Annotated in this window: 10 protein-coding genes and 1 pseudogene; 7 read left to right on the top strand and 4 right to left on the bottom strand. The window is 60.6% G+C overall.

From position 1 onward, the window contains the following. Nucleotides 1–9: 9 nt before the first annotated feature. Nucleotides 10–1088 (bottom strand): annotated as a pseudogene (locus tag CAK95_RS06355) (vWA domain-containing protein). Between the two features lie 169 nt (nt 1089–1257). On the opposite strand from CAK95_RS06355, the gene mtnA reads away from it, so the two are divergent. Beyond that, entirely contained in the window at nt 1258–2382 is a 1125-nt protein-coding gene (gene mtnA, locus CAK95_RS06350; RefSeq protein WP_086091234.1) for an S-methyl-5-thioribose-1-phosphate isomerase, read from the top strand. Continuing rightward, the gene (locus tag CAK95_RS06345; protein ID WP_086087158.1) at nt 2379–2870 is read left to right on the top strand and encodes an MmcB family DNA repair protein; all 492 of its coding nucleotides are present in this window, start codon (nt 2379–2381) and stop codon (nt 2868–2870) included. The genes mtnA and CAK95_RS06345 overlap by 4 nt, the downstream gene beginning before the upstream one ends. 78 nt (nt 2871–2948) lie before the next feature. On the opposite strand, the gene CAK95_RS06340 is transcribed toward CAK95_RS06345, so the two are convergent. Beyond that, entirely contained in the window at nt 2949–3497 is a 549-nt protein-coding gene (locus tag CAK95_RS06340) for an ActR/PrrA/RegA family redox response regulator transcription factor (RefSeq protein ID WP_086091233.1), read from the bottom strand. Nucleotides 3498–3518: 21 nt separating this feature from the next. Next, nucleotides 3519–4868: an ActS/PrrB/RegB family redox-sensitive histidine kinase gene (locus CAK95_RS06335; protein WP_245303646.1), complete on the bottom strand. Its 1350-nt coding sequence runs from the start codon at nt 4866–4868 to the stop codon at nt 3519–3521. Between the two features lie 162 nt (nt 4869–5030). Here CAK95_RS06335 and CAK95_RS06330 point away from each other — a divergent pair, with 162 nt between their 5' ends. The 5 genes from CAK95_RS06330 to CAK95_RS06310 all read left to right on the top strand — a co-directional run bounded on the left by CAK95_RS06330 (nt 5031) and on the right by CAK95_RS06310 (nt 10369). After that, the gene (locus CAK95_RS06330; RefSeq protein ID WP_086087157.1) at nt 5031–5789 is read left to right on the top strand and encodes an ABC transporter ATP-binding protein; all 759 of its coding nucleotides are present in this window, start codon (nt 5031–5033) and stop codon (nt 5787–5789) included. Continuing rightward, complete coding sequence (locus tag CAK95_RS06325) at nt 5786–6622, top strand: ABC transporter permease (protein WP_086087156.1); 837 nt, start codon at nt 5786–5788, stop codon at nt 6620–6622. Before CAK95_RS06330 ends, CAK95_RS06325 begins: the two co-directional genes overlap by 4 nt. A 97-nt stretch (nt 6623–6719) precedes the next feature. Further along, nucleotides 6720–8054, top strand: a complete 1335-nt coding sequence (locus tag CAK95_RS06320) for a polyhydroxyalkanoate depolymerase (RefSeq protein ID WP_086091231.1) — start codon at nt 6720–6722, stop codon at nt 8052–8054. Nucleotides 8055–8344: 290 nt separating this feature from the next. Next, complete coding sequence (locus CAK95_RS06315) at nt 8345–9151, top strand: M48 family metallopeptidase (protein ID WP_086087155.1); 807 nt, start codon at nt 8345–8347, stop codon at nt 9149–9151. Nucleotides 9152–9175: 24 nt separating this feature from the next. Continuing rightward, nucleotides 9176–10369 carry a multidrug effflux MFS transporter gene (locus CAK95_RS06310; RefSeq protein WP_086087154.1) on the top strand — a complete coding sequence of 398 codons (1194 nt, stop codon included), beginning with the start codon at nt 9176–9178 and terminating at the stop codon, nt 10367–10369. Here the strand turns inward: CAK95_RS06310 and CAK95_RS06305 are convergent. Continuing rightward, on the bottom strand, nt 10366–12570 hold the full coding sequence (locus tag CAK95_RS06305; protein WP_245303645.1) for a transglycosylase domain-containing protein: 2205 nt from the start codon (nt 12568–12570) through the stop codon (nt 10366–10368). The genes CAK95_RS06310 and CAK95_RS06305 overlap by 4 nt on opposite strands. Nucleotide 12571 lies beyond the last annotated feature (1 nt).

Below are 12571 nucleotides of genomic sequence, written 5' to 3'. Positions count from 1 at the left end.
TCAAGTCATCTATCGCTTGATTTGCGCCTTCAGCGTCGACTGGACGGCGCGGTCGAAGGAATCCGCCGTCTTGACCGGCTGTTTCTTCTGCTGATCGGCGACGAAGGCATCGCGCTTTTTGACCAGTTCAGTCATGCGGTCGTTGAGTGCCTTGCGTTCCGACATCTGTTTCGAAATGGCAGCCTGCCGCTCCTCCGGCTTCATGGCGCGTAAACTGTCTGGTAATTCGTCGTCCTTGACGGCGGAGAGCTGCTGACGCCCGGCCGTGACATCGGCGACGAGGTCGCCGCCGCCGGTGATCGCTTCGGCGGCGCTCGCCGTGCGGGCCCGCTTGTTCAGATAACCGGCCATGTCCACGGCGGCCGGTCTCGGCGCGCTCGCTGCTTGCTGTGTCTTCTGCTCGACGCTCGATCGCTTGGTGCGCGGACCATAGGGGATCACTGTGCCGTTGAGCTTTTCCTGCAGCTCGATGATCTCGACATCGAACGGCGTTTCGATCACCACGATCTTGCCGCCGTCCTGCGGGATTGGGATATATTGGCCATCGCCCATCTGCGCGATTTCACGCCACACGCGCAGCGTATCGCGCGCTTCGCCGGCCTGCACGGCATTGATGACGATGTCCTTCTGCTTCGCCAGCGCCAGCACCTGCGGATATTTCATGTCCTGCTGGTAGTCCATGTGCGGCGGTGCATCCCCGACCAGAAAGACGATACGGCTCACCTCCGGCCCGGACGTCCAGGACAGTTTGGTAATGCCTTCGTGCAAGGCCTCATTGACGCTTTCCGGCCAGTCGCCGCCGCCACGGGCGCGGAGCTCAAGCAGTTGCGCATAGAGATCCTGAATGTCCGTCGTCAGTTCAATGCGCTTGGTCACATATTCGTCGCCGATGTCGCGATAGGCGACGAGACCCATGCGGATTTCGGCGCCGGGGTTTTGGCGCCTTCGATCAGCGACGCCATCGAGCCGGTGGTGTCGAGAACGAAGGCGACTTCCACTGTTGGCTTGGCTTGGGCAGGAACTGCGGAGACAACACTGGACACAGTCAAAAGCGCGAGCGCGCAGGCCCGCGACAGGAAGCCTTTCATGACTTCACCCCTCAAAAAGGAATCCTTCCACCGTGCGGAACTTTCTTTTGTCATCGCGTCGGCTTCGAGCCGCAATTGCGGCGGGAACCGGCGGATTTCCGGCCTCTTTTGCGAAAAGCCGCTTTCCGAAAAGCTTGGCCCATTTGCCGAACCGGTTTAATTGTCGGGCATGAAGATCAATGGCAAAGCGACACGCAGTATTTGGCTGGAGCCGGACGGCTGGTCCGTTGGCATTCTGGATCAGACCCAGCTGCCGCATCGCGTCGGCTTTTTGCGGCTCACGACATGCGCCGATGCCGCGCACGCCATTTCGAGCATGCAGACGCGCGGTGCGCCGCTGATCGGGGCGGTCGCCGCTTACGGCGTCGCGCTGGCCCTGCGGGACGATGCATCGGATGAAAATCTCGAGCGCGCTTACGCCTTGTTGCTGGCAACGCGGCCGACCGCCATCAATCTGAAATGGGCGCTGGACGAGATGATGGCGGCCGTCCGCAACCGGCCGCGCGAGGAACGCGTGGCGGTAGCCTATCAGCGGGCGAAAGAAATCTGTGACGAAGACGTTTCGATCAACGAAGCCATTGGCCGCAATGGTTTGACGATCATCGAAGAGATCGCTGCGCGCAAGAAACCAGACGAGCGCGTCAACGTGCTGACGCATTGCAATGCCGGCTGGCTGGCGACCGTCGATTGGGGCACAGCGACTGCGCCGATCTACATGGCGCATGACAAGGGTATTGCAATCCATGTCTGGGTTGACGAAACGCGTCCGCGCAATCAGGGCGCTTCGCTGACGGCCTTCGAGCTTGGACAGCATGGCGTGCCGCATACAGTGATCCCGGACAATACCGGCGGTCACCTGATGCAGCACGGGCTGGTCGATATGGCGATCGTCGGCACTGATCGCGTCACCGCGAAGGGCGATGTCTGCAACAAGATCGGCACTTATCTGAAAGCGCTGGCGGCCAAGGACAACAATGTGCCGTTCTATGTCGCGCTGCCATCGCCGACGATCGACTTCACCGTTGACGATGGCGTTGCCGAAATTCCGATCGAACAGCGCAGTGCGGAGGAGGTTGCGACTATCACCGGCCGCACGAAAGATGGCCGCACCGAAACGGTGACCATCGTGCCGGAAGGATCTGGCGTTGCCAATTACGGTTTCGATGTTACGCCGGCGCGGCTCGTGACCGGGCTGATTACCGAACGTGGAATCGTTGCGCCGTCCCGCGATGCGCTGGAGCGCGCTTTCGCCGATCATGCCTCGCGGCGGCGTTCGTCCGAGGCGGCCGAATGAGCGCGCTGATCAGCCGGATCACGCAGGTGCCGGTCGATGGTCGGCAATCGCAAACAGCGCTGACCGTTGCGCGCGGCACCATGCGGCTATTGCTGTCGCACGGCTTCACCTGCGTCAGCGAATTGCCGTTGCCGTCCGGCCGAAGAGCTGATCTCGTCGCGATCGGACGAAGTGGCGAGATCTGGATCGTCGAGATCAAGTCGTCGGTCGCCGATTTCCGGGCCGATCAGAAATGGATGGATTACCGGATGCATTGCGACCGGCTGTTCTTCGCCACGACCATGGAAGTGCCATGCGAGATCTTTCCGAAGGATACGGGGCTGATTGTGGCCGATGGTTTTGGCGGCGAGATCGTCTGCAATGCGCCCGAGCACAAGTTGCCCGCACCGACACGCAAGGTGATGACACTTCGTGTTGCGCAATGCGCGGCGTTGCGGCTGCAATCGCTGATCGATCCGGCCGGCCCTTATGGGAATGAGATGGGATAGGCCGCGAGCGCAATTGTTGCGCCTCTCCCCTTGCGGGAGAGGGCGCAAATGCTGCGTCCGAATTGTTGAGAGAGCGAATTACCGCGGCGCGCGCTTGGCGAGGATGCGCTGCAATGTGCGGCGATGCATATTGAGCTGGCGGGCGGTCTCCGAAACATTACGGCCACATAGCTCGTAGATGCGCTGGATGTGTTCCCAGCGCACACGGTCCGCCGACATCGGGTGTTCCGGCGGCTCGGGCTTCTTGCCGTCGATCGACAGCAGCGCGTTGATGACGTCGTCCGCGTCAGCGGGCTTGGCGAGGTAATCGACCGCGCCGAGCTTAACTGCATTCACGGCCGTGGCAATATTGCCGTAGCCTGTGAGCACGATGCCACGCGCTTCCGGACGGCGGCGCTTCAGCGCCGAAATCACGTCAAGGCCATTGCCGTCGCCAAGACGCATGTCGACCACGGCGAAGGCCGGGGCCGATTTCTCGACCTGCATCAGTCCTTCCGACACCGTCTCTGCGGTGGTGACGGTGAAGCCACGGCCTTCCATCGCGCGGGCAAGCCGTTGCAGGAAGGACTTGTCGTCTTCGACGATCAGAAGCGAACGTTCAGCCGAAACGGCTGGAGCGGGGTTCATCGCGGTTTCCATTTGACTTACCTAGGCGTTTGCAGCCTTTTGCTCAAGCTCGCTGGCTGCGGCAAAATTGAAAGATTCGCGAGGCCAGCGGATGGAGACGACCGCGCCACGCTCTGGAAAGTTCCGGTTCACGAAGGTTAATTTCGCGCCGCTGCGCTCCAGCAGCGTCTTGGCGATAAAAAAGCCGAGCCCCATGCCGGTATCTCCGGTGGCATACATGCGCCGGAGCCGGCGGCTGCGGACATAGGGTTCCCCGATCCGGCCGATCACCTCCGGGGCGAAGCCGGGACCGTCGTCGGCAATCACGACGGTAACGGTGTCCGCCGTCCAGTCGGCAGTAATATCGACCCGCTCGCGGGCAAAATCGACCGCATTCTCAACCAAGTTCCCAAGGCCGTACAGGATCGCCGGGTTGCGGGCGGCTACCGGCGAAGGTTCGGTGGCCGGTATTTTCACCTCCACGTTAATGCCGAAATGCCGATGCGGCTCGGCGACCTCCTGCAGCAATGTTCGCAGCGGCATCTGGTCGAACGGCGCGCCCTCGGTCTGCAGCTCATTCAGTTTGGACAAGATATCGCGGCAGCGTTGCGCCTGCTCGCGCAACAGCTTGACGTCTTCGGCATGCGGAGACTTTGGATCAATCTCGCGTTCGAGTTCGCGTGCGATTACCGAGATGGTCGATAGCGGCGTACCGAGCGCATGGGCCGCAGCGGCGGCCAGGCCATCGAGCTGCGTCACATGCTGTTCGCGCGCCAGCACGAGTTCGGTTGCGGCCAGGGCGTTGACGAATTGCCGCGATTCCTCACTGATCTGCCACGCATAGACGCTGATGAAGAAGATCGCGAGGACGATCGAGAACCAGACGCCCAGCATGTAGGTGTCGGGCAGCACCGGCATCGGCCCGTATTCTTCGGACCATGGCAGTGGTTCGTGGAAGAAGATCAGGAGTGTCACACAAATGATGGCGAACAGGCCAAGCGCTATCGTCAGCCGTGCGGGCAGGGCGGTGGCCGAGAGCAACACCGGACCGAGGAAGAAGAACGAGAACGGATTGTCGAGTCCGCCGGTGAGATACATCAACACGGCAAGCTGGGCGACATCGAAAGCCAGCAACCAGGCGGCCCGGCTCGGTTCCAGCCGCCGCGCCTGTTGGAAGCGGATACGCAGCGCAATGTTCAGCCAGGCTGACAGCGCGATCACCGCAAGACACGGCCAGATCGGGAAATCGAATTCCAGCCCGAGATAGACCACCAGCACCGCCGTGGTCTGGCCGATCACCGACAGCCAGCGCAGCCGCACGAGCGTGTCGAGCCGCACGTTGCGGCGCGGCATCGGCAGGCGGTCGAGATCGATGGTTGGTCTCGTTGACATGGTACCCATTCTAATAGGTGCGGCGCTGACCTCAAACTGCACCATTCCGCGCAGCGACGGAGCGGCTTTTGTTAGCCCTTGCGCGGGTGACGCGGGAAGGGCACATCAGCGCGTTGAGACCACTGTCTGACTTGAAACAACCCGAAGATCGCCGGACCGCTCATGCCGTCTGCTGAAGCTGCCATTTCACTTGATCGCGTCGTCAAGATTTACAAGGGCGGCATGGCGGTCAACGGCATTTCCTTTTCGATCGAAACAGGTTCAGTGACCGCCTTGCTTGGCGGCAATGGTGCAGGAAAGACCACAACCATTGCGATGATCATGGGGCTTGTGACGCCGACCTCTGGCCGCGTTCACGTTCTCGGCGAAGAGGTGCCCAAGTGTCGTCATCGCGTGCTGCACCGGATGAATTTCGAAAGTCCCTATGTCGATATGCCGATGCGGCTGACCGTGCGGCAAAATCTTACTGTGTTCGGCAAGCTTTATGGCGTGCCGGATGTGCCGCAGCGCGTCCACGAACTTGGTACGCAATTCGATCTAAAGGATTTCCTCGATCGTCCGACCGGCAAGTTGTCGGCCGGACAGAAGACGCGCGTCTCGCTCGCCAAGGCGCTGCTCAATCATCCGGAAATTCTGCTGCTCGACGAGCCGACCGCCTCGCTCGATCCGGATACGGCCGATTGGGTGCGCGCCGAAATTGAACGCTATCGCGTCGAGCGCGGCGCGACCATTCTTCTCGCCTCGCACAACATGGGCGAGGTCGAGCGTCTGTGCGATCGCGTCATCATGATGAAGCGCGGCGAGATCGTCGACGACGAAGCGCCCGAAAAGCTGCTCGCACGTTATGGTCGCGAGACGCTCGAAGATGTGTTCCTCGATATCGCGCGCGGCCGCCGGCATGTGCAGGATGTTACGCAATGAAGGTGTCGCCACGCACATATCAATCGCCCGAAGCAATTGCTTTTTCGATAAGCCGCATCTTCGCGATGGTGCTGCGTTATTGGTATCTGCTGCGATCGTCGTGGCCGCGATTGCTTGAGTTGATCTATTGGCCTGCGGTGCAGATGCTGATGTGGGGCTTTCTGCAGCTCTACATTTCTGAGAATGCCGGCTTCTTTGCAAAGGCCGGCGGTACCTTCATCGGCGCGGTGCTGCTGTGGGATATTCTGTTTCGGGGGCAGCTCGGATTTTCCATCTCGTTTCTCGAAGAGATGTGGGCGCGCAACATGGGCAATCTGATGATGAGCCCGCTGCGCCCCGTCGAATTCATCTGCGCACTGATGATCATGAGCGTCATTCGCCTCGCGATCGGCATGGTGCCGGTGTCTCTTATGGCGATGGGGTTCTTCAGCTTCAATCTCTACGGACTGGGCTTTGCGCTGGCGATCTTCTTCCTTAACCTGATCTTGACGAGTTGGGCTGTCGGCATTTTCGTGTCCGGCATCGTGCTTCGGAACGGCATGGGCGCCGAAAGCATGGCCTGGACCATCATGTTCCTGCTGCTGCCGCTCACTTGCGTTTATTACCCGGTTTCGATCCTGCCGGAGTGGCTGCAGGCGGTCGCCTGGCTGCTGCCGCCGACCTATGTGTTCGAGGGCATGCGAGCCCTGTTGATTGAGCACACCTTCCGCGCGGACCTGATGATTTGGGCCTTTGCGCTGAATATTGCCTATTTTGTAGCTGCAATCATTGGTTTTTTGGCGCTGCTAAAGAGCGCCAGAACGGTCGGATCGCTGATGCAAAGCGGCGAATGACCAATTTGTAATCTGATTTCAAGATCCGTCGCCTATATTGACGCCGTGAACAAAAGGCCCGATGTTGCGTTGCAACAACGTGTCGGGACAGAAAAATATGGCGATTGGGGAATTTGGCGGCGCGCCGGCTTTGCCGGAGGAAGGCGGTCCCGTTCTATCCAACGGGATGTATTGGTTCTATGAAATGAGCTACGCCGCGCTGAATCCCGCTCGCGCTGCTGCGGATGTCGCGCGGCTCTATCTCAAGAATCCTCTTAATCCCTGGTCGCATACGACATTCGGGAAGACGATGGCGGCCAGCGCCGAGATGTTCGAGCGCTTTACCCGCCGTTACGGCAAGCCGGAATGGGGCATTAACGATACTATCGTCAGTGGCGAACGTGTGCCGGTTCACATCACCCCGGTTTGGGAGCGGCCGTTTTGTCGCCTTCTGCATTTCGAGCGTGTGTTTCGGTCGCCTCCGCGCCGCCCGCAGCCAAAGCTGGTGATTGTCGCACCGATGTCGGGCCATTACGCGACACTGTTGCGGGGGACGGTCGAAGCCTTTCTCCCCAATCATGATGTCTACATCACCGAATGGGTCGATGCGCGTCTGGTGCCGCTGGCCGAAGGCCGCTTCGACCTCGACGATTATATCGATTACGTCATTTCGATCCTGCATGCGCTCGGGGGAGATTGTCATCTCGTTGCAGTATGCCAGCCGGCCGTACCGGTGCTGGCGGCCGTGGCGCGGATGGAAGCCGAGGGCGATCCTTATGTGCCCCATTCGATGACGCTGATGGGCGGGCCGATCGATACGCGCATCAATCCGACTGCGGTCAACAAGCTGGCCGAGGATCGCGGGACCGATTGGTTCCGGCGCAACGTCATCACCAAGGTGCCGTTTCCGCATCCTGGCGTGATGCGCGACGTGTATCCGGGGTTCCTGCAGCTCAACGGCTTCGTCAGCATGAACCTCGACCGGCATCTCGACGCGCACAAGCAGCTTTTCTTCAATCTCGTGAAGGGGGACGGCGATTCCGCACAGAAGCATCGCGAGTTCTATGACGAGTATCTGGCCGTCATGGATCTCACCGCCGAATTCTACTTGCAGACTGTCGATACGGTCTTCGTGAAGCATCTTTTGCCAAAAGGCGAGATGATGCATCGCGGCGTGCGCATTGATCCGGCGGCGATCCGCAAGACCGCGTTGCTGACCATTGAGGGCGAAAAGGACGATATCTCCGGTCTTGGTCAGACCGAGGCGGCGCATGCACTGTGCGTCAATATCCCTGCCAATCGCCAGGCGCATTACGTACAGCCAGGCGTCGGCCACTATGGCGTGTTCAACGGGTCGCGTTTCCGGTCCGAGATTGCGCCGCGCATTGCCGACTTTGCGCTGAGTAGCCAGAGCGTGATTAGCAAGCCCCGTATCGTCCATGCCGTAAGCTGAGGGACGGTTTCGAATCAGCAGCTTTTAACCGGTTGATGACACTGGTTCGACGCCGTTGGCGCTAAGCCGCTGTTATTGTGACGGTTTTCTGAAAATGCGCCGGTTGATCCGCAGATTTCGCGTGCGCGGAGCCTTCACAAAAAATGAACTGATATTCAATATTTAAGCACAGCTTTTTGTGGTCTTTGGCACGAGTTTGCACCACATATTGGGGTCAGACTTTATTTTCGCGATAAGCTTTTCGTTGGCCCCGGCTATGGCAGTATCTGCGGCGAGGCAGCGAGGGTGTCATGTCGCTTCGTGCTCTTTTGTACCGCCGCCCGGCCGAACCGAAGGCGATCCAGGTCGTCCATGACAAGCACATCTACCTTGTGCGTGTCAGACGACATCGCCAGGCACGCCGTTATACGCTGCGCATCATGGCCGCGACCCGTGAGGTCGTGCTGACGATGCCACCGCGCGGCTGCCTGAAGGAAGCAAAGGATTTTGCGCAGAAGCATGGCGGTTGGATCGCGTCGCGTCTCGATCATCTGCCGAAGGCCGAACCCTTTGCCCATGGCACGATTGTTCCGCTGCGTGGCCAACCGCACCGCCTCGTGCATCGCAAGGGCATGCGCGGCACGGTCTGGATCGAAGTGGCAGAAGATGGCGAGCGCAAATTATGCGTGGCCGGCGATACGCCACATGTCGATCGCCGCGTCGGCGATTTCCTGCGCCGCGAAGCCAAAGCCGATCTCGAACAGGCCAGCCGCGCTTTCGCCGAACAGCTCGGCGTGACCGTCAAGCATGTGTCGATTCGCGATCCGTCGAGCCGCTGGGGCTCCTGCTCGACCACCGGCGTGCTGTCCTATTCCTGGCGGCTCATTCTCGCGCCGCCCTATGTGCTCGATTATCTTGCCGCGCACGAAGTGGCGCATCTTGTCGAAATGAACCATTCGCCCCGGTTCTGGCGTCTCGTAGACCGGCTCTGCCCGAATGTCCGCCGAGCAAAGAACTGGCTTGACAGTCATGGCACCGAGCTTCACCGCTATGGCTTGCCAAGCGCGCGGCCGTTGCCGGACGTCCCCGTGAACGGCAAACCCCGTTCACGGCACTGAGATACTCGGCATCAATTCATCTTCATGTTCAAACCCAATACGTTTGCGTTCACCGCGCTGCTCGCGGCGCTGACCGCGTTAGGACCGTTATCGACCGATCTGTATTTGCCGGTTTTGCCGGATATCGGCCGTGCCTTCGGGGTCCCTCCGGCGCAGGTGCAACTGACGCTGTCGGCTTATCTCATCGGCTTTGCTGCCGGCCAGATCGCTTACGGGCCGATCTCGGATTGGTACGGTCGCAGATCCGGCCTTTTGATTGCGATTCTCTGCTATTGCGCCGGTGCGCTGATCTGTTTTCTGTCGCCGTCAATCGACGTTCTGATCGGCGCGCGCGTCTTGCAGGCCTTTGGTGCGTCGGGTGCGACCGTCCTCGCGCGAGCCGTCGTGCGCGATCTCTATAGTGGCGCACGAGCCGGCAAAGAATTGTCTTTGATGAGTCTCGTGATGGCGGCCGGGCCGGTATCCGCGCCGCTGATTGGCGGAACCTTGCATTTCTTCTTTGGCTGGCGTTCTGCCTTTGCGGCGCTGCTGGCTGTCGGTGCCGTTGTGCTTGCCACGGTCTGGCGCAAACTGCCGGAAACGCTTGGAGAGCGCGTGTCAGAGCAGTTGTCGATCGGCACGCTGATATCTGGTTATCGCCAGATGCTGCAACATCGCGTGTTTGTGTTATATCTCCTGATCGGCGCTGCGGCCTATACGTGTCTTCTGGTGTGGCTGACGACCGCTCCCTTCATCCTGCAGAATCTTTACGGCCTGACCCCGCTTCGGTTTGCGGTCATCTTCACGCTCTGTGGGTGTGGTTTTCTCGTCGGCAACCTTTTCGCAACGCGGAAGGTGTTGCGCGTCGGCATCGTGCGCATGATCGGCTATGGGGCATCGATCATGGTCACGGGTGGCACGATTGTCTGCCTGCTGATTGCACTAGACCTTGCATCCGTGGTGACGCTGGTTGCGGCGATGGCGTTCACGCTGATTGGCTTTGGTATGGTCTTCCCGCTGGCTTTGGCAGGTGGACTGTCCTGCTTTTCGGATCGCGCCGGAGCGGCATCGTCGCTCCTCGGGTTCAGCCCTCAATTCATGGCGGCCATTGTCTGCACGCTGGTGGCTTTCGCAATGAACCGTTCGGTCATTGTCGCAGGCATTGCCATTCTGGCGATGACCTTGGTGGTGTTCGGGCTTTGGCTGTTGCTGCGGCGGGCAGCGCCGCAAGCGCGTTAACGGCGCGGTCCCAGCAGGCGGTCCAGCAGCCAGCTATCCATCCCGTCATTGCGCGCCGGCGTTGCGACTGAAGCCGAACGTCCCGGTATGGAGCCCGGCGGCACCGGCCGATCATTTTGCACCATGCCCGGCGCTTCGTTCTGCTGGTTCGGATAAGGCAGATAGAAGCCGCCATGCAGGCCCGGCAGGCTCGCAACAGGAGTGTTGCGATGCGCGTTTTTCATGAAGCGGGCCCAGATCTCCGCCGGTAGTCCGCCGCCGGTCATTTTTTTCGTCGGAGATGAATCGTCGTTGCCAAGCCACACGCCGGCGACAAGCTGCGCCGTGTAACCGACGAACCAGCCATCGCGGAAATCCTGGCTCGTACCTGTTTTGCCGGCGGCGGGACGTCCGCCAAGTTCGGCCTTGCGTCCGGTGCCGATCTGCAGCGTTTCCTGCAGCATCGTATTCATCATGCCGACGTAGCGCGGCTCTATCGTCTGGCCGAAGCTTTGCGGTCGGCGCCGATAGCGCACCTTGCCATTCCTGCCGCGAATGCTTTCGATCACATGCGGCGAGATCGCCATGCCGTTATTGGCGAAAGGGGCGAAGGCCGATGCCATTTCGAGCAGCGACACTTCCGACGTGCCGAGCGCGATCGAGGCATTCGGTTCAAGTTTGGAGGCAATGCCGAGCCGATGCGCGGTGCGCGTCACCGCAGTGGGGCCAAATTCCAGCGTCAGCCGCACGGACACGGTATTCAGCGACATCGCCAGCGCCTGTGTCAGTGTGACGGGGCCATAATATTCGCGCGTATAATTTTCCGGTTTCCAGCCTCTCACGGAAATCGGCTTGTCCTCGCGGATCGTGTCCGGCGTCAGCCCGCGTTCGAGCGCGGTGAGATAGACGAACGGCTTGAATGACGAGCCCGGCTGGCGCTTGGCGGCAACCGCGCGGTTGAACTGGCTTTCCGCATAGCTCTTGCCGCCGATCATCGCACGTACCGCGCCGTCCGGTGTCATCGCGATCAGCGCGCCCTGTTCGACGCCGAACTTTTCGCCCTTTGCTGTCAGCTCTTCGGTGATCGCCTGTTCGGCATAGAGCTGCATCGCCGGATCAATCGATGTTTCGACAACGATATCGTCATCGACGCGACCGACGAGATCGTCGAGCACGTCCATGATCCAGTCGGCGACGTAATTGATCGATCCATTGCTGGTCTGTTTCAGCGCATGCGCTGGCTGGGCGATGGCCGTCGCCGCGGTCTTGTCATTGATGAAGCCGGAATTGGCCATGGCCGCCAGCACGACTTGCGCGCGACGTTGTGCGCCATTCGGATTGCGCGTCGGGGCGAGCCGCGACGGCGAACGGACCAGCCCGGCCAGCATTGCCGCTTCGGACAGCGACATTTCACGCGCATGTTTGCCGAAATAGCGCTGCGCCGCTGCTTCTACGCCATAGGCGCCGGCGCCGAAATAGACGCGATTGAGATAGAGATCGAGGATCTCGGTTTTCGAGAATTTCTGCTCCAGCCATAGCGCGAGCACGACTTCCTGCAGCTTGCGGCTGAACGTGCGTTCCTGCGTCAGGAACAGGTTCTTTGCGAGCTGTTGTGTCAGGGTCGAGCCGCCTTGCGAGACGCCGCGGCGCAAGATGTTGGCGACGGCGGCCCGGGCAATGCCGATGGGATCGATGCCGTAATGCTCGTAGAAGCGCCGATCCTCGATGGCGATGAAGGCCTGAGGCACGTATTTCGGCAACTCCTTCACCTTGGCTGAAACGCCGCTGTCACCGCGAACGGCCAATATGCGTCCGTCCGTTCCGGCGATCTGGATCGATGGCGGGCGCTTGGGCACTTCGAGCGACTGGATCGGCGGCAGGTGCGCGCCCACCCACGCAAAAAGGCCGACGAGGCCGATCACGCCCCAAAGGCAAAGGACCAATCCCCAATAGACGAGGCGGCCGGGCAGGGATCTGCGGCGGCCTCCGCCGCTGCCGCCTTTCCTGGGCGCCTTGGCAGGCGCCGCATCTGGGGCGCTGGCCTTTCCGTTGCTGGCCGGCTTTTTGCGCGCGCGCGTCTTGGTACGGGGCATATCCTCGTCGCTGATCGGAATCCTGTCTTCGGGGTCGACGCGCAATTCCCGCTTGGGACCCTCGACATCGAACTTTGGCTCGCGGCGCGCGGCCTTGTTTCGCCGTCCCAAAGCGATCCCCCGCAGCATC

The organism is Pseudorhodoplanes sinuspersici, assembly GCF_002119765.1.
GTDB lineage: Bacteria > Pseudomonadota > Alphaproteobacteria > Rhizobiales > Xanthobacteraceae > Pseudorhodoplanes > Pseudorhodoplanes sinuspersici.
The sequence above is the reverse complement of the archived record's forward strand: the minus strand, read 5'-3'. Positions and strand labels throughout refer to the sequence as shown.

Excerpts from the sequence above, each read along its gene's own strand:
- mtnA (WP_086091234.1), top strand. The coding sequence starts at position 1,258 with ATGAAGATCAATGGCAAAGCGACACGCAGTATTTGGCTGGAGCCGGAC.
- CAK95_RS06345 (WP_086087158.1), top strand. The coding sequence starts at position 2,379 with ATGAGCGCGCTGATCAGCCGGATCACGCAGGTGCCGGTCGATGGTCGG.
- CAK95_RS06340 (WP_086091233.1), bottom strand. The coding sequence starts at position 3,497 with ATGAACCCCGCTCCAGCCGTTTCGGCTGAACGTTCGCTTCTGATCGTC.
- CAK95_RS06335 (WP_245303646.1), bottom strand. The coding sequence starts at position 4,868 with ATGTCAACGAGACCAACCATCGATCTCGACCGCCTGCCGATGCCGCGC.
- CAK95_RS06330 (WP_086087157.1), top strand. The coding sequence starts at position 5,031 with ATGCCGTCTGCTGAAGCTGCCATTTCACTTGATCGCGTCGTCAAGATT.
- CAK95_RS06325 (WP_086087156.1), top strand. The coding sequence starts at position 5,786 with ATGAAGGTGTCGCCACGCACATATCAATCGCCCGAAGCAATTGCTTTT.
- CAK95_RS06320 (WP_086091231.1), top strand. The coding sequence starts at position 6,720 with ATGGCGATTGGGGAATTTGGCGGCGCGCCGGCTTTGCCGGAGGAAGGC.
- CAK95_RS06315 (WP_086087155.1), top strand. The coding sequence starts at position 8,345 with ATGTCGCTTCGTGCTCTTTTGTACCGCCGCCCGGCCGAACCGAAGGCG.
- CAK95_RS06310 (WP_086087154.1), top strand. The coding sequence starts at position 9,176 with ATGTTCAAACCCAATACGTTTGCGTTCACCGCGCTGCTCGCGGCGCTG.
- CAK95_RS06305 (WP_245303645.1), bottom strand. The coding sequence starts at position 12,570 with ATGCTGCGGGGGATCGCTTTGGGACGGCGAAACAAGGCCGCGCGCCGC.